This window comes from Bacteroides zhangwenhongii, assembly GCF_009193325.2.
GTDB lineage: Bacteria > Bacteroidota > Bacteroidia > Bacteroidales > Bacteroidaceae > Bacteroides > Bacteroides zhangwenhongii.
Genome location: NZ_CP059856.1, coordinates 526,748 through 543,544, shown reverse-complemented (window position 1 = coordinate 543,544; position 16,797 = coordinate 526,748). Strand labels below are relative to the sequence as shown.

Here is a 16,797-nt window from a genome sequence, read left to right as displayed (position 1 = left end):
CGAGGAAATGCCCTTCACCCTTCACAATGCCCTGTTCATCGGTGTTAGCGGGTGAAGGGCAGGCCTTCACCTTCCTTTCACCTGTCTCTAATCTCCATTTTCATCAATGTCTATGTTCATGTATGCCGACTGTTGGTCTGATGTATATTGACTATTAGTCCACTGGATGCGGTATCTTATAGATCAACTTCTTCTTTATAAGCACTAAAGTTCCTGTCTATAGGAGCAAACTTTCTTTGGACTATAGATAAACTATAAACGAAGGCTTTGATTATAAAAACGAAGCCTTCGTTTTTATAAATGCAAGCTTTGTTTTTATAAACGCAGGTTCCGTTTATAGATTGTAATTAGTGAAAAAGAACTTTATATACGGATGAAGGGAAGTTTAGCTATAATGGTAAGGAAGTTTGTAGCCAATGAAGCGGAGACGTGTTGCTGATACTTTAGGGAGTTTGTAGAGTAGAAACAAGTGAAAGCTGAAAAGAGATGAAGGCTGGGTGAAAGGTAGGTGAAGACCTGCCCTTCACCCGCTAACGCCGATGGATAGGGTATCGTGAAGGGTGAAGGGCAATCTTGTAGATTTGAGTGATAAGTGTTTTAGAAATATTTTTTACTATGTCTACTTATGGTATTGGGTAATTCCGGAAACCGGCTCGAAACTTTATAATTTTAAGTCTACTCTCTTTCCCCTATAAGAAACAGATTGATCGAATGTCGTAGCATCACCGTCACCACAACCTTTTCCCGGTTCTACAATGATAATATTGAATTTACGATTCTTCAGCATTCCTTTGTAGTTACCTTGCCGGTCGTTAATCGTCAGGGTGCGGTCTTTATCATTCCATTTCATGGCAATGGTAGTGTATGCTCCCTTTTCGTAATTGTAGTTGTCGAACTCATCTTCGTAAAGAGTAAATTCAGCGTCGGCACCCGGATAAACGCGAAGTGTCAGATTATCCCATTTCTTTTCGGTGGAATATTGTACAGCCGGTCCCCAGGGTAGGATAGAACCTGCACGGACATAGACCGGCATGATGTCGATAGGCACTTCACGCTGGATGGTTTGTCCGCCTTTCAGGCTTTTTCCGGTCCAGAAATCAATCCATTGGGCACCTGCGGGTAGATAAACATCTGTCTTTCCTATCTTATTCATATTCTTCTGGTAGCCGTTCTGTTTGTCGTCCTGCCATGTATAAAGCGAATCAGTTACGGGGCGGACAAGGAAATTACGGCCAAACATATACTCTGTATCCATCTCAAGTACTTTCTTATCTTTAGGAAAATCCATCATGAGTGGTCGGATGATGCTGCCCGCTTTGTTGGTAACTTCCCATGAAGTGCTGTAGAGATAGGGCAAAAGGCGATAGCGCAGGTGAGTATATTTTTCGAGTGCGTCATACGCCCAGTCTCCTTTCTTGCCGAACTGGTATATTTCCACAGCTACCGGACTGGAATTGTGTGAACGCATGATCGGCTGGAATGCTCCCCACTGATACCAGCGCACGTGCAATTCATGATAAGCGATATTGTGTACATTATTGTTATATTTCCATGCGAAGAAGCCGCCTAGGTCGGTATTCCAGTATGGTATGCCGCATAGTGAGTAATTCAGTCCTGCCGCCAATTGTTTTTTCATCACTTCCCAGGTAGAGACTACATCACCGCTCCATGAATGTGATGCATAACGTTGTTGTCCCAGGAAAGACGAACGTGTGAGCAGGAATACTCGCTTGTCGGAAGTGGTAGCACGTTGATGTTCGTATACACCTTTGTTGGACATCAAAGGAAAAGCGTTGTGCACTCTGCGGAATGAACCCAGATAAGTGGGGGTATCGAAATCTTTGTCCTTGATTTCCAGATGATCCGGCTCGGTAGAGTCGAGCCACCAGCCATCCATTCCGAGATCGAAGATATTCTTTTTCATTTCTGCCCAATACATATCGCGTGCTGTCGGATTGAACGGGTCGTAAGGTTTTACTCCGGCTTTGGGAGGCCATGTCTCGAAGTGAAGCAATGCTTTCAGGCTATCCATTTTCTGGTACATCTCTGTCCACGGACCGAACGAGGCCCATACTGAAATCATGATATGTGCATTCTGTTTATGTACATAGTCGATCATTTCTTTCGGACTTTTGATGCGTGGCGTTCCATAATTAGCATTTCTGTCTTCTCCGTTCGGGAGGAATTTCATGTATTCCGGATCACCCATTTTGTTGATATAGCGTGGGTTTTGGAATTTCATCGAGTTCCAGTTTTCGTTGCATCCCCAATATTGCCAGTCTTGGATGATACCGTCCAGAGGTACTTTCAGTTCACGGTACTTGTCTACTACTTCGCAGAGTTCGTCCGGACTTTTATAGCGTTCGCGGCATTGCCAGAATCCCAGTGTCCAGAGCGGATAGAGCGGGGCCTGACCGGTCAGCTCGCGCACTCCGGCTATTACACCGTCTGCATTGCCACCGTAAATGAAATAATAATCAGCGCAATCGCCTACTTCCGAGTCGAACGACATCTCTTGCGGATTGTCGAGGAAAGTAGTAGGAGAGTAATTATCCCAATAAAGGGCATATCCTTTGACGGAATGAATAAACGGAATACAGATACTCATATTTTGATTGCGGAGGAGTAGTTTCTGGTTACGTTGGTTCACTTTACCCGTCTGCTGCTGTCCCAATCCGTAGATTACTTCGTCTTTATCCAGCAAAAAAGCCTGGCGGACATTGAAAGACGGAACACCTGCATCATTGAAAGGAGTGAATTGTGTTCCGTAATCCTTGTCCGTCAACAGACGTTGGCCGGACGAATCGAAAAAATGGATACCACCAGTCTCCGGGTTCACTTCCACTTGGATAAGACGGCTGCTTAATGTCACATTTTTCCCCTTTTCACCGAAAGAAACAGGAGTCGACTCGGGCGTTTTGACAATGACCAGACTTTCTTTATTGCAAGATTTCTGACTGGGCGTCTTATAAACCCTGACAATGGAGGGTGAATAAAACTCTACGTTGACATCCATCCCCTGTGTGGCACACTTGATGCCTTGTGAGGTACGCTGTACATTTTGTGCTGTACCATTGCCTGCTGCAACCATTGTTGCACATACAAGCAAGAAACCGGCTTTTCTAATAAGATTCATTTTCATGGTTTTTTTAAGTGCTTTATGATGCAGCAAAAGTAGGGCAGAGGCAAGTAAAACGGACAACAATCAGGTTGAAACAAACAGTAATCACGTTGATTTCTTCGCTTTTTCGGCATATTCTGACGGGCGGCATCCATACATTTCCTGAAAACATTTGCTTAAATAACTGGAACTGCTAAAACCTGTGTTTTCCGCAATTTCTGTAATACTTAGCTTGCCCTCTGTTATCAGTTGTGCTGCCCGTTGCAGGCGAATGTTACGGATAAAGAGGCTGGGAGACTGATCGAGCATAGTCACCAGTTTGCGGTATAATCCCGTTCGCTCCATACAGAGGTCGCGGCTTAGTTGCTCCACCGAATAGCCATTGACGTGCAGATTCTGTTCCACCAGTTTGATGGCTTGTGCCAGAAATGCAGATTCTTCCGTGTCCTGTTGCTGATGGTCGGGAGACGTTTCTTCTATGCCACAGGTTAGAGAATTATTTTGTTCGATCAGGTTGCGGATACGGAGTAATAGAATCTCTTCTTTATGCTTGCGTTCCATTTCCTTTCTGCTCCAATAGATATACAATCGGATACCGGTGAAAGCAATCAGTAATAAAATGACTGCATACAGGATATAAGCCGTGCTTGTTTTCCACCACGGTGCATGGATGGTTAATTTTATAGCTGTCACTTTGCCGTTCCACTGAAGAGGATTGTCCGAGGCCATGACTTTGAATGTATAATCTCCCGGTGGTAAATTGGTGTAAACAGCTTGAAGAAGACCTTTCCCCACAGTCGCATTTCCCTGTCTTCCTGCAAATGTACTCATCCATTGCGGGTCGATACCTTCCAGTTGATAACGGTAGTATGTGCGTTCATGATTGATATAATTCAATGCCGAAAATTCGAAAGTCAGGAAGTTTTGGTTATAGTCCAGTTCGATTTCGGTTGTATAAGGAGCAGCCTTGGACAGGATGATGCGGTTGCCATATTCTTTTCCTGTATTCACTTTTTCTCCATACAAGCGTAAGGCTGTGAAAACCGGCGGATCAGGAAGCATCGGATGAATGGAGTCCTTGTCGGGATGGAATATGCTAAAGCCATCAATACCACCCAAATAGAGAGTGCCGTCGGAAGAACTGAATACGGCATCTTTTATGTATTCGCCGTCCAAAGCACCGTCCAACTGATTGAACCGGGTGAAACTGATGTTCTTATTCTCCGGATTTATGTGGATGCGTGTGACACCGTTACTGGTCGTTACCCAGATGTCTCGATATTTGTCCTCAATAATGCCCTGGATAAAGTTATTGCTCAATCCGTTTTCACGATAGAAGATACGTGGGATAGAGTCGTTTTCGCTGGTAAAAAGTTCCAGCCCGTCAGGAGTTCCTGCCCATGTCCAGCCGCGTGTGTCGGTATATAATGTATTGTATACTTTATTTCTGAAATGATGGTTCTTGTTGGGGTTCAACCGATTCAGTATTTCAGGAGAGACAGACGGGATAGCTGCTGACTTTAATACATAGGATTTTTGTTCATTAGCTGTCAGTCGATAAATTCGGGAATGAGCTTTCAGATAGATATTTCCATCTTTATCTTCGGCGAAAGATTCAATATTGATTTCTTCTTCCGGGGAGACGGGAAATGCATTGCGACCTATATGAGTCAGTTTATGCATGGACGGGTGATGATATAATAAACCCCGATTGAAAGTTCCGAGCCATAACCCTCCTTGTCGGTCTTGAAAGACAGTGCTGATTTCGGTAGAGACAATCTGTCCGTTTCCGGTTTTCAATAGGGGGATGTATTTTTGTGTTCCTGTGTGGAGGTCAATCATCCAAAACCCGTGAACGCAACTGATATAGGCTTTCTCACCATTAGGGGTAATGATAAGGGTGTTGAGAGTATAGTTCTGTTCGAAGAGTTTTTTCCATGTGCGCTCGTGGCTATTGAAATAGAATAAACCGCCTTTACGCCCGTTGCGTAGTTGATAGAAGCCGTCTGCGCTTTTGACGACGAGAGAAGTATTTTGATATTCAGCTTGTTCGGATGCAGGATAAGCGGCTATATTGTATACTGTTTTTTGGTCGGCTATGTGGTAACAGGACACTTCGCCTGTGTCATAGAATAAATATAGGGAGGTACTGTCGGCATTCAGGTCCTGCAATTTTCCGGAATACTTGTCGGGCAAGGTTATACGGGTCTTGTTGTTTAATTCCAGTAATTCGTTAGCTATGAGTAGCCAGATGTGTCCTGAATCGTCTACAAAAAGGTCTTCTACGGGGGCTTGTATCTCTCTGTTCTTAAAGTAAGCATCTAAATCAGGAATGTATTCCTCTCTGTACAGGTCAATGCACATCAGTTTGTGAGTATCTTTAATCCATAACAGAGAATCCCCACTCTGGTAAATGCGGTAATGCCCGTTATATTGGTTTAATGGATATACGTATTCCGTGGTGCGGTGAAGATAGCTGAAATGTACACCGTCGTATAAATTTACATTACCGCTGGTGGTGAATACCATTCTTCCGTCGGTCAATTGGAGGATATAACGTATTTGGTTATCACTCAATCCTTGCGACGCATTGATGGTGGTGAACAGGAATTCACCGGCATATATGAACGGTGTCATCCTGAAACAGAAAAATAAGCAGAGCAGAATCCGTATGTTTCTCAAACTATTGGTAGTCATGGCTATTTCGATCTTACAAAGGTAATTGTTTCTTTCGGAAATAGAGAGGATAGAGGGAATAATTATGATATAATCATTCCTAATCTTTTAACATCCTTCACTTTGTCTACGCGAGGAAATCGTTTATCTTTGCGTAGTGAATACTTAAATACCATCCCATTATGATTTACCCCATAGGAATACAGAACTTTGAGAGTCTGATAAATGACGGTTATGTGTATGTGGACAAGACGGCGTTAGTCTATCAAATGGCTACTACCGGACGTTATTATTTTCTTAGCCGTCCCCGACGTTTTGGGAAGAGCTTGCTTCTTTCTACGCTGGAAGCTTATCTGAGTGGTAAAAAGGAACTTTTCAAGGGACTTGCCATCGAGAAGCTGGAACATAAATGGGAAGAACATCCTATTCTTCATCTTGACTTGAATACTGCCAAATATGATGCGATGGATAGCTTGAATCATGTTCTTGATGACAGTCTCAAAAAATGGGAAGAGATATATGGCACCTTTCCTACAGAAGTGACCTTCGCCTTGCGCTTAAAGGGAATCGTAGAACGTGCTTACGAAAAGACTGGTCATCGTGTAGTTATTCTTGTGGATGAATACGATAAGCCTATGTTGCAGGCTATCGGTAATGAGACATTACAGGCGGAATATCGTAGTACGCTGAAAGCTTTCTACTCTGTACTTAAAACACAGGATCGTTATATCAAACTTGCTTTCCTTACAGGTGTGACGAAATTCGGCAAAGTGAGTGTATTCAGTGACTTGAATAACCTGAATGATATCTCTATGGATGACCGCTATATCAATATTTGCGGTATCACAGACGGAGAACTCCACGAATACTTTGATAATGATGTGGCGCTGTTAGGTGAAAGAAACGGGTTGGCAAAGAAGGAATGTTACACGAAACTGAAGGAACAGTACGATGGTTATCATTTTGACTACAAAACCGAAGGACTTTATAATCCTTTCAGCATCCTCAATACTTTAGCTAAAATGAAGTTTGCCAATTATTGGTTTGAAACAGGCACACCTTCATTCCTTGTTTATCTGATGAAGAATTCGAATTACCAGTTGGACAAGCTAACCGAAGAGCAAGTTCCCAGTGACTTTTTGAATAGCATTGATTCCATGTCACGCAATCCTATTCCTGTCATTTATCAGAGCGGATATCTCACGATAAAGGGGTATAATGAAGAATTTGATATCTACCGGTTGGGTTTTCCAAACAAAGAAGTGGAGAGTGGTTTCATTAAATATCTGATACCTTTTTACACACCGGTAGAAGAAGAAAAGACGGGATTTTTCATCACTAACTTTATCATGGATATACGTCGTGGTGCTCCTGAAAGTTTTATGCAGCGAATGCAATCCATGTTTGCCGATACTGACTACAAGATAACGGGGAAGATGGAACTTTATTTTCAAAATGCGATGTATTTGGTGTTTAAAATGTTGGGCTTTTATACCGACGTAGAACGTACCACTAGTAATGGGCGTATAGACATTGTGTTGAAAACCAAAGACTATATTTACGTGATGGAACTGAAACTTGATGGTAGTGCCGACGACGCTTTACGTCAGATAGAGGAGAAGGGTTATGCTCTGCCCTTTACCAAAGACCCCCGCAAGTTATACAAGATAGGCGTTGACTTCTCTTCCGAGACACGAGGTCTTAAAGAGTGGAAAATAATCCCTGATGCTGATGCATAGCGCATTATGAAAAGTATAGTTGGTCATTGAAATATGCAATAATGGATAGGTGGAAAGTGGAGTAATGTCGTATTATATATAGTGGCAATGAGATTCATTTGCGAAAAGATAGCCTTATAAAAGCTTTTCATACGAATAATGGTCTTTTTGTATCCCTTTTTGACGTAAAATTGGACTCTATTTATCTAAGTATGGAGTACCTTTGTAGACGAAAAACCTAAAATAGTATCATGAATTTGAATAGACATTACTTACTACCGTTGCTGATAGCAATGTTGTTGATCCCTGCACAGGATCTGTCTGCGAAAAAGAAAAAACAAGTAAAAGAACCGACCGACCGCGAACTGTGGGCGGGAGTATTATATCGAATGGCTGAACCCGTGCTTAGTAATATGAGTGAGGGCAAGTTGCAACAGAACATGTTGGTAGAGTTGAGTCCGACATGGGATGGACGAAATAAGAATGTCACTTATATGGAGTGCTTCGGGCGTTTGATGGCAGGACTGGCTCCCTGGATTTCATTACCGGATGATGATACAGTGGAGGGAGCTCAACGTAAACAGTTGTGCGAATGGGCGTTAAAGAGTTATGTGCAGGCTGTAGATCCGGAAAGTCCCGATTATTTGTTATGGAGAAAAGAGGGGCAGACGTTGGTGGATGCAGCCTATATTGCAGAAAGTTTCATAAGAGGATATGATGCCTTGTGGGTTCCGCTGGACAGTATCACAAAACAGCGTTATATTACTGAATTTACACAGCTTCGCCGAGTAGATCCTCCTTATACTAATTGGTTGCTTTTTTCTGCTACGGTAGAATCTTTCTTGCGTAAGGCTGGTGCAGCTAGTGATACTTATCGCATTGCTTCGGCCCTGCGTAAAGTGGAGGAATGGTATGTCGGTGATGGCTGGTATTCGGATGGTAAGGATTTTGCTTTCGACTATTACAATAGTTTTGTGCTCCATCCTATGTATATAGAACCGTTGGAGATTATGACAAATGCCGGCAAGAATAAAGTGTGGAATATGCCGGACTGTGATTATAAACGTGCAGTCAAACGAATGCAGCGTTTCGGAATTATTCTGGAACGGTTTGTTTCTCCGGAAGGGACTCTCCCTGTATTCGGTCGTTCTATCACTTATCGTACGGGAACTTTGCAACCACTGGCGTTGCTGGCATGGAGAGAGTGGCTTCCTGAAGAATTATCGAACGGACAAGTACGTGCAGCTATGACGGCGGTTATTAAACGGATGTTCGGTGATGACCGTAACTTTAATGAAAAAGGGTTTCTGACTTTAGGATTCAATGGTAAACAGCCGAATATATCAGATTGGTATACTAATAATGGCAGTTTATATATGGCGTCACTCGCTTTTCTTCCGCTGGGGCTTCCCGCCAGTCACCCGTTTTGGACATCACCTGCTGAGGATTGGACAAGTAAGAAAGCCTGGGAAGGAAAAGACTTTCCGAAAGATCATGCCGTTCATTAAAAGAAATTAACCGATAATTATTTTGTATATGATTAGATTATTATTGCTGATTGTAGTTGGTATAGGAGCTTTCCCTCCGATATCAATACAGGCTCAAAAGAATACGAGTTTTATCCCCGGACAAGTTTGGAAAGATACGGACGGGAATCCGATCAATGCCCATGGTGGTGGACTTCTATATCATAACGGCACTTACTATTGGTATGGCGAATACAAGAAAGGGAAAACCATTTTGCCTGACTGGGCTACGTGGGAGTGTTATCGTACGGATGTGACCGGAGTAGGTTGTTACTCTTCTAAAGACTTGCTGAATTGGAAATTTGAGGGTATTGTACTTCCGGCAGTTAAAGACGATCCGAATCATGACCTGCATCCCTCCAAAGTATTGGAACGTCCGAAAGTGGTTTATAATAAGAAAACGGGCAAATTTGTAATGTGGGCCCATGTGGAAAGTGCTGATTACAGTAAGGCTTGTGCCGGAGTGGCAGTTTCCGATTCTCCTGTCGGTCCGTTCGTTTATCAGGGAAGTTTTCGTCCGAACAATGCGATGAGCCGCGATCAGACTGTTTTTGTGGATGATGACGGACGTGCTTATCAGTTTTATTCTTCAGAAAATAATGAAACGATGTATATCAGCCTTCTGACTGATGATTATCTGAAACCGAGCGGACGTTTTACACGCAATTTCGTAAAAGAATCGAGAGAGGCTCCGGCAGTATTTAAATATAATGGTAAATATTATATGTTAAGCTCCGGTTGTACTGGCTGGGATCCTAATATAGCCGAGATCGCAGTAGCCGATTCGATTATGGGAACATGGAAGACAATCGGAAACCCTTGTACGGGACCGGATGCGGATAAAACGTTTTATGCCCAGAGTACTTATGTCCAGCCCGTTGTCGGAAAGAAGGATGCATATATTGCCATGTTCGACCGTTGGAAGAAGAAGGATTTGGAAGATTCCCGTTATGTATGGCTGCCTGTGTTGGTAAAAGATGGGAAAATAACTATCCCTTGGCATGAAAAATGGAACCTTTCTATCTTTGACAAATAAAAAATAAATATGAAACGGATACTGCTACTACTTTGCGGAATAATGCTTGTCCCTGTTATTGCCTGTTCCCAGCATCTGGTTGAAGTGGGAAAGGGGTATAGCTGTACTTCGATCAATACGACGGTCTTTCGGAATAATTCGCTGGTTACACACGGTGATGAACAATATATCAGTTATTACGATAACGATGGCTATCTGGTACTTGGAAAGCGGAAACTGGATTCGGAACAATGGACATTACATCGCACCCAATATCAGGGAAATGTGAAGGATGCTCATAATATAATTAGTATGATGATAGATGGAGAAGGATACATACACGTATCTTTTGACCATCACGGACATCCATTGAATTATTGCCGGAGCATTGCTCCCGGTTCTTTGGAACTGGGGGATAAAATGCCTATGACCGGAGTTGACGAAGGAAATGTCACCTATCCGGAGTTCTATCCTTTATCCGGAGGAGATTTATTGTTTGTTTACCGCTCCGGTTCTTCGGGTCGTGGAAATCTGGTAATGAACCGTTATTCGCTGAAAGAACATAAATGGACTCGTGTGCAGGATATATTGATCGACGGGGAAAATAAACGGAATGCCTATTGGCAGTTATATGTTGATGAGAAAGGGACGATTCATCTTTCATGGGTATGGCGCGAGACTTGGCATGTGGAAACAAACCATGATATTTGTTATGCCCGTTCTTTTGATAATGGGGTAACTTGGTATAAGACGAGTGGAGAACGATATGAACTCCCGATCAAATTGTCCAATGCGGAGTATGCCTGTCGGTTACCTCAAAACTGTGAGTTGATAAATCAGACGAGTATGAGTGCCGATGCGGGAGGAAATCCGTATATAGCTACTTATTGGCGGGAACCCGATAGTGATGTTCCTCAATACCGCATCGTCTGGAATGATGGGAAGATGTGGCATCAACGGCAGATAACCGATCGCCGGACACCTTTTACCTTGAAGGGCGGAGGTACGAAAATGATCCCTATTGCCCGTCCGCGTATTGTGGTAGAAGGTGGAGAAGTCTTTTATATTTTCCGTGATGAGGAACGAGGAAGCCGTGTGTCGATGGCACATACGACTGATGTGGGTACCAGTAAGTGGACGATAACGGATCTGACGGATTTTTCGGTGGATGCCTGGGAACCCTCTCATGATACGGAACTTTGGAAAAAGCAGCGGAAACTGCATCTCTTTGTACAACACACCCGTCAGGGAGACGGTGAACGCACAGCGGAAATTGAGCCTCAAATGATATATGTATTGGAAACGAATATGGATACAAATAAATAAAGATATGAAGAAACTATATGCAACTCTTTTTTCTGCACTCTTTCTAGGCGGTGCAATCTGTGCAAGTTGTACGGATAAGAAGGATGCTTCTGCTGAAGAAGTGATAAACACCATTCATAAAGTGAATAATTATTGGCAGACGAATCATCCGGAACACGGACGTTCTTTTTGGGATAATGCCGCCTATCACACCGGAAATATGGAAGCTTATTTTTTGACTAAGCAGCCGGAGTATTTGGAATACTCGAAAGCCTGGGCGGAACATAATGAATGGAAAGGTGCAAAATCAGATCATAAGGAAAACTGGAAGTACAGTTACGGTGAAAGTGATGATTATGTGCTTTTCGGTGACTATCAGATTTGTTTCCAGACGTATGCCGATCTCTATAATCTGGAACCGGATACACAGAAAATAGCCCGTGCCCGCGAAGTGATGGAATATCAGATGAGTACCCCCAATCATGATTATTGGTGGTGGGCAGATGGCTTATATATGGTCATGCCGGTCATGACAAAGATGTATAACATTACTAAGAATCCGCTCTATTTGGAGAAACTGCATGAATACCTCGCCTATGCTGATAGTATTATGTATGATGAAGAGGCCGGACTTTATTACCGGGATGGAAAATACGTGTATCCTAAACACAAGAGTGTGAACGGTAAAAAGGATTTCTGGGCACGTGGAGACGGCTGGGTATTGGCCGGATTGGCAAAAGTCTTGAAAGAACTTCCTGAAACAGATAAGTATCGTCCGGAATATATAGATCGTTTCCGTACCCTGGCTAAGTCGGTTGCTGCTTGTCAACAGCCGGAAGGTTACTGGACACGCAGTATGCTCGACCCGCTACATGCACCGGGACCGGAAACCAGTGGAACGGCTTTCTTTACCTATGGTTTACAATGGGGAATCAATAACGGTTTCCTGGATGCTGCAGAATATCAGCCGGTGGTTGAAAAAGCATGGAAATATCTCTCAACAGTTGCTTTGCAGCCTGATGGCAAGATTGGTTATGTGCAACCGATTGGTGAGAAAGCAATACCCGGTCAGGTCGTAGACGCAAACTCTACTTCGAATTTTGGAGTAGGTGCGTTTCTATTGGCAGCTTGCGAACGGGTTCGTTATTTGAATAAATAATTTAATTCATCATCAAGCTCATATATGGCTTTAACGGCTGAAGTATTCTATTGGTTAATTCACTAATATTCATTCGTATATGTGCACCGGGCAGTCGCTCGGTGCTATACATACACTTTCCTTTGCGTAAGTAATAATAACCGTTATTTACAGGCAATTGTTTGTCCGATAATTCCAACTGCATTTCATCTTCAGGAAAAGCTGCGGCATAGATTTGCAGCACTTCTTTGGCATTGATGATACGTGCCATACCTAGCGGATGTTGAGGCTGTTTATCTTCAGGAGGCAATAGTTGAACCATGCGCTTGCATCCTGTATGTTGCTTGATAGCGTGCAGTAGACTATACTCTACATCTTTGTTCTCAGCCAAAAGTTCATTAATAATGATACTCTCCTCTCTTCTATAGATAAAGGCTATCCCTCTTATTTCATATTCTTGTCTGGCTAGAAAGAGCATTCCGTTGCTGACGGAGAGGTCTTCCATGATAACTTGAAAGTCCTCCGAAGTGTGTTGGATGCAACAAGAGTGTTCGGACAACTTCTTGTTTAAATAGGAATATACCTCATCTTGATATTCCACGATGATTTCAATGTTGATATCTTTAGAAGGAGAAGGAATAACCTCAGATAAGGCTATTGTTTTCGTAGAGTATTTGAATACTGAAGCATATCCCATGTGGGCATAATAGTCGAACAACCAAGGCTCTGCCGGTATCAATGTGCTGAAGTGTACCTCATTGCGTAACATTCGGGCAAAAGACTGGGATAAAAGCTCGCGCATGACCCCTTTGCTTCGGAAATCGGGATGAGTGCAAGCACCTGAAATATAAGAAGTTTGTACGGTCTTTCCACAGAAAGTCATCGGATAAGGAAGCATCTGAAGTGCCGAAACTACCTTGTCGCCATTTTGGATAACAGCATTTACCTCGTTCTTATAGCGGAGTCTGAAATACAGATCAATAAATTCTTCGCTATCTTGAAAGCAGATTCTCCATAAAGCTTTTACTTGTTCTTTAACTATCATGTTCGCCGAATATTACCATTTAACCATATCCATCGGATGACTCTTAAGACAAGCCATATACTTCTCCAAGATGGTGACCGGCTGATAAGATAATTTGGCTTTGCGTAAGCCTTCGATACCTAAATCCTCTTCCCGGTTGATATAAATATACTGTTCGGGGATTCGATTGGCAAATTCATAATTGATCATGGCGTATGCGCCATCAATGGTAGTGTCTGCTTTTTCCACGTGCACTCCGAAGGTTTCATGATTGATAGGCATACCGAAAGTAAATGCCACGATCTTGCCGTTCACGCGCAGGATACCTCCTGTCAAACCGAGCGCTTCGAAGTTGTGAAGAGCGTAAACCAATGCGCGGCGTTCATTGCCTGTCCCTTCCTGCTGGTCACAATTATTCACTTTACACCATTCGGCCTCCAAGTCCAAGCATTCCCGGATGCGGTCCGGAGTGATCGGAGCATATTCATAATCCGGATACGTGTTACGAAACCGGTTGATATGATTTCTCTTTGCCTGAAATTTTTTGCCTTTTAATGTAGACAGGTCACTCCGCAGATAAATATAATCCGCATAATCACGGTCTTCCGTAAATGTGAATTGTTCCGGGAGGATAGTCTCAAGCTCTGCACGCATATTGGCGCATACTCCCAGCATACAGAAGGGCTGGTTCTCCTTACCTGCATCCTCGATCAATTCTTTTAGAGCTGCTTTCAGGTCTCCTGTTCCTACCGGCATCATATACGCCAATTGTTCTCCGGCCCAGAATTTGAAAACTAAAAAGTTGTCGACTACTGCGAATTGAGTATTATATAAGAATCTCCAACTGCAAAGATTAGAGAACGACAGGTCGCAGTTACGTCGATTACTTTTCATTGTGAATGAGGTAATCGTGTCTTTGTCTGCTAATGTGATATCTTGAAATGGAATCATAAAGTTGCATTTTGCGTTTAACTCTTTATATAACGGATAATCAGGATATTTTGTTTTTATAGAATACCTAATAATCGAAGGATGGTAGGTGTTAATAATGCTGTGAATATACCATTCAGCGTCAGTCCCAGGCTGGCGTATGCTCCATATTTGCTACTGATATCCATTGCAGTGGAGGTTCCGACGGCATGGGCGGCTGTTCCCATGGAGAGACCTTGTGCAATAGGGCTGCCTACGTGCATGATTTTCATGGTCTTAAAGCCACAGATAGCTCCCAAGAGACCTACTGCCACTACAACTGCCGCCGTTAGTGACGGAATACCGCTGATGGCTTTGGTTACTTCCATCGCAATCGGAGTAGTAACCGATTTCGGAGCCAGTGACAGGATTACCTCTTGTGAGGCTCCCATAAATTTCGCAATCAGTACAACTGAAATAACTCCGACGATGCAGCCTGCCAGTTGAGACAGTAGAATAGGCAACAACTGCTTTTTTATCATTTCCAGTTGGAGATATAAAGGTACGCCTAAAGCCACAACGGCCGGGCGTAGCCAGAATTCGATCAGATGTCCTCCTTTATTGTATGTCTCATAAGAGATATTGGTCATTTTAAGGAAGATGATTAACAGTGCGATGGTCAGCAATATAGGATTTAATAATACCAGTCCTGTTTTCTTCTGAAGCAGTTTGGCAAAGAAGAAAATCCCGAAGGTAATGGCCAGCAGGAAGAAATTATTTTCTAAGAAGCTCATTTGGTCTTATGTGTTAAGTTGATTTTACGGACGATCTGATGTACCCATCCCGTTACGACAAGTACAAGTGCGGTACTGACAATGGTAGCTATCACAATCGGCCAGAATTCAGCCGCGATTACATCGAAGTACAACATGAGCGCCACACCGGGCGGAACGAAAAAGAATCCTAAGTTAGCAACCAGAAAGTCGGACAATCCCTGTACCCAGTGCAGTTTAATCCAACCTAATTTCAAAAAGAGGGTGAGTAGCAGCATTCCGATAATGCTGGAAGGAAGTTTGATTCCTGTAAAGTAAACGATTAGTTCACCCAAAGCCAAACAGCCAAATAAGATGGCACACTGACGTATCATATACTAATAACCTATTGATTTTGTTTGAAAACGCTGCAAAGGTATGAAAAATAGGAGTACAGTGTTAAATATTATAATATTTTAGATGTGGGGGAGAAAAATGGACTAAATTGTAATGTGGATATTACAAAATTGACTACTTTTGCACCGCAAATAACAAATTGTAAGCAGGTTTTATAATAATATTCAATATATCTATGCTCAATTTAATCAACCAAATCGTTGCGCGTGCAAAAGCAGACCGCCAACGTATTGTTCTTCCTGAAGGAACTGAAGAACGCACATTGAAAGCTGCCAATCAGATTTTGACAGACGAAGTTGCTGACCTTATTTTGCTGGGTAAACCGGCTGAAATCAATGAGCTTGCTGCAAAATGGGGCTTGGGAAATATCAGCAAGGCTACTATCATCGATCCTGAAACTTCTCCGAAACATGAAGAGTATGCACAGTTGCTGTGTGAGTTGCGCAAGAAGAAAGGGATGACTATCGAAGAGGCTCGTAATTTGACAAACGATCCTTTGTTCTATGGTTGTTTAATGATTAAGAGCGGTGATGCTGACGGTCAGTTGGCAGGTGCCCGCAACACTACCGGTAATGTATTGCGTCCTGCTTTACAGATTATCAAGACTGCTCCGGGAATCACTTGTGTATCAGGCGCAATGTTGTTGCTGACACATGCTCCGGAATGCGGAAAGAACGGTATTTTGGTAATGGGTGACGTAGCGGTAACTCCGGTTCCGGATGCTAACCAGTTGGCTCAGATTGCTGTTTGTACAGCACAGACTGCTAAGGCTGTTGCCGGTATCGAAACTCCGAAAGTTGCTATGTTGAGCTTCTCTACCAAAGGATCTGCTAAACATGAGGTGGTGGACAAAGTGGTAGAGGCTACAAAGATTGCCAAAGAAATGGCTCCGACTCTCGACTTGGACGGAGAAATGCAAGCTGATGCAGCTCTTGTTCCTGAAGTAGGTGCAAGCAAAGCTCCGGGCTCACAAGTTGCCGGACAAGCAAATGTATTGGTTGTGCCGAGTCTGGAAGTTGGTAATATCTCCTACAAATTAGTTCAACGTTTGGGACACGCCGACGCAATCGGCCCGATCCTTCAAGGTATCGCCTGTCCGGTGAATGACTTGTCTCGCGGTTGTTCTATCGAAGATGTATATCGTATGATTGCTATTACAGCTAATCAGGCTATCGCAGCAAAAGCTAACCATTAAT

At 43.1% G+C, this 16,797-nt stretch carries 12 protein-coding genes; 6 read left to right on the top strand and 6 right to left on the bottom strand.

Annotated elements, in window-relative coordinates; all coding sequences use genetic code 11:
- Positions 1–661 precede the first annotated feature (661 nt).
- Both GD630_RS02140 and GD630_RS02135 read right to left on the bottom strand, forming a co-directional pair.
- Positions 662–3,142, bottom strand: coding sequence for a glycoside hydrolase family 31 protein (locus GD630_RS02140; RefSeq protein WP_143867500.1), 2,481 nt, complete (start codon positions 3,140–3,142; stop codon positions 662–664).
- Positions 3,143–3,226: 84 nt separating this feature from the next.
- Positions 3,227–5,818, bottom strand: coding sequence for a helix-turn-helix domain-containing protein (locus GD630_RS02135; protein ID WP_143867502.1), 2,592 nt, complete (start codon positions 5,816–5,818; stop codon positions 3,227–3,229).
- Between the two features lie 161 nt (positions 5,819–5,979).
- On the opposite strand from GD630_RS02135, the gene GD630_RS02130 reads away from it, so the two are divergent.
- The 5 genes from GD630_RS02130 (at position 5,980) to GD630_RS02110 (ending at position 12,520) form a co-directional block, all read left to right on the top strand.
- Positions 5,980–7,536: an ATP-binding protein gene (locus GD630_RS02130; protein ID WP_143867504.1), complete on the top strand. Its 1,557-nt coding sequence runs from the start codon at positions 5,980–5,982 to the stop codon at positions 7,534–7,536.
- A gap of 230 nt (positions 7,537–7,766) precedes the next feature.
- On the top strand, positions 7,767–9,023 hold the full coding sequence (locus GD630_RS02125) for a DUF2264 domain-containing protein (protein ID WP_143867506.1): 1,257 nt from the start codon (positions 7,767–7,769) through the stop codon (positions 9,021–9,023).
- A gap of 28 nt (positions 9,024–9,051) precedes the next feature.
- The gene (locus tag GD630_RS02120; protein ID WP_143867508.1) at positions 9,052–10,077 is read left to right on the top strand and encodes a glycoside hydrolase family 43 protein; all 1,026 of its coding nucleotides are present in this window, start codon (positions 9,052–9,054) and stop codon (positions 10,075–10,077) included.
- A gap of 9 nt (positions 10,078–10,086) precedes the next feature.
- Positions 10,087–11,382 carry an alpha-l-rhamnosidase gene (locus GD630_RS02115; protein WP_143867510.1) on the top strand — a complete coding sequence of 432 codons (1,296 nt, stop codon included), beginning with the start codon at positions 10,087–10,089 and terminating at the stop codon, positions 11,380–11,382.
- Positions 11,383–11,386: 4 nt separating this feature from the next.
- Complete coding sequence (locus GD630_RS02110) at positions 11,387–12,520, top strand: glycoside hydrolase family 88/105 protein (protein WP_052587983.1); 1,134 nt, start codon at positions 11,387–11,389, stop codon at positions 12,518–12,520.
- Position 12,521: 1 nt separating this feature from the next.
- On the opposite strand, the gene GD630_RS02105 is transcribed toward GD630_RS02110, so the two are convergent.
- Genes GD630_RS02105 through GD630_RS02090 form a run of 4 tightly spaced genes read right to left on the bottom strand, consistent with a single transcriptional unit; the run spans position 12,522 to position 15,579 of the window.
- A complete protein-coding gene (locus GD630_RS02105; RefSeq protein ID WP_143867512.1) occupies positions 12,522–13,544 on the bottom strand; it encodes a GNAT family N-acetyltransferase in 1,023 nt (340 codons plus the stop codon).
- Between the two features lie 12 nt (positions 13,545–13,556).
- A complete protein-coding gene (locus GD630_RS02100; protein ID WP_143867514.1) occupies positions 13,557–14,474 on the bottom strand; it encodes a DUF2156 domain-containing protein in 918 nt (305 codons plus the stop codon).
- 56 nt (positions 14,475–14,530) lie between these two features.
- The gene (locus tag GD630_RS02095) at positions 14,531–15,226 is read right to left on the bottom strand and encodes an LrgB family protein (RefSeq protein ID WP_143867516.1); all 696 of its coding nucleotides are present in this window, start codon (positions 15,224–15,226) and stop codon (positions 14,531–14,533) included.
- The gene (locus GD630_RS02090; RefSeq protein ID WP_007763834.1) at positions 15,223–15,579 is read right to left on the bottom strand and encodes a CidA/LrgA family protein; all 357 of its coding nucleotides are present in this window, start codon (positions 15,577–15,579) and stop codon (positions 15,223–15,225) included. The genes GD630_RS02095 and GD630_RS02090 overlap by 4 nt, the downstream gene beginning before the upstream one ends.
- Before the next feature lie 197 nt (positions 15,580–15,776).
- Between GD630_RS02090 and pta the strand changes: the two genes are divergently transcribed.
- A complete protein-coding gene (gene pta, locus GD630_RS02085) occupies positions 15,777–16,796 on the top strand; it encodes a phosphate acetyltransferase (protein WP_143867518.1) in 1,020 nt (339 codons plus the stop codon).
- The last annotated feature ends 1 nt before the right edge of the window (position 16,797 follow it).

Coding starts and splice junctions, on each gene's coding strand:
- GD630_RS02140 (WP_143867500.1), bottom strand. CDS start 3,142: ATGAAAATGAATCTTATTAGAAAAGCCGGTTTCTTGCTTGTATGTGCA.
- GD630_RS02135 (WP_143867502.1), bottom strand. CDS start 5,818: ATGACTACCAATAGTTTGAGAAACATACGGATTCTGCTCTGCTTATTT.
- GD630_RS02130 (WP_143867504.1), top strand. CDS start 5,980: ATGATTTACCCCATAGGAATACAGAACTTTGAGAGTCTGATAAATGAC.
- GD630_RS02125 (WP_143867506.1), top strand. CDS start 7,767: ATGAATTTGAATAGACATTACTTACTACCGTTGCTGATAGCAATGTTG.
- GD630_RS02120 (WP_143867508.1), top strand. CDS start 9,052: ATGATTAGATTATTATTGCTGATTGTAGTTGGTATAGGAGCTTTCCCT.
- GD630_RS02115 (WP_143867510.1), top strand. CDS start 10,087: ATGAAACGGATACTGCTACTACTTTGCGGAATAATGCTTGTCCCTGTT.
- GD630_RS02110 (WP_052587983.1), top strand. CDS start 11,387: ATGAAGAAACTATATGCAACTCTTTTTTCTGCACTCTTTCTAGGCGGT.
- GD630_RS02105 (WP_143867512.1), bottom strand. CDS start 13,544: ATGATAGTTAAAGAACAAGTAAAAGCTTTATGGAGAATCTGCTTTCAA.
- GD630_RS02100 (WP_143867514.1), bottom strand. CDS start 14,474: ATGATTCCATTTCAAGATATCACATTAGCAGACAAAGACACGATTACC.
- GD630_RS02095 (WP_143867516.1), bottom strand. CDS start 15,226: ATGAGCTTCTTAGAAAATAATTTCTTCCTGCTGGCCATTACCTTCGGG.
- GD630_RS02090 (WP_007763834.1), bottom strand. CDS start 15,579: ATGATACGTCAGTGTGCCATCTTATTTGGCTGTTTGGCTTTGGGTGAA.
- pta (WP_143867518.1), top strand. CDS start 15,777: ATGCTCAATTTAATCAACCAAATCGTTGCGCGTGCAAAAGCAGACCGC.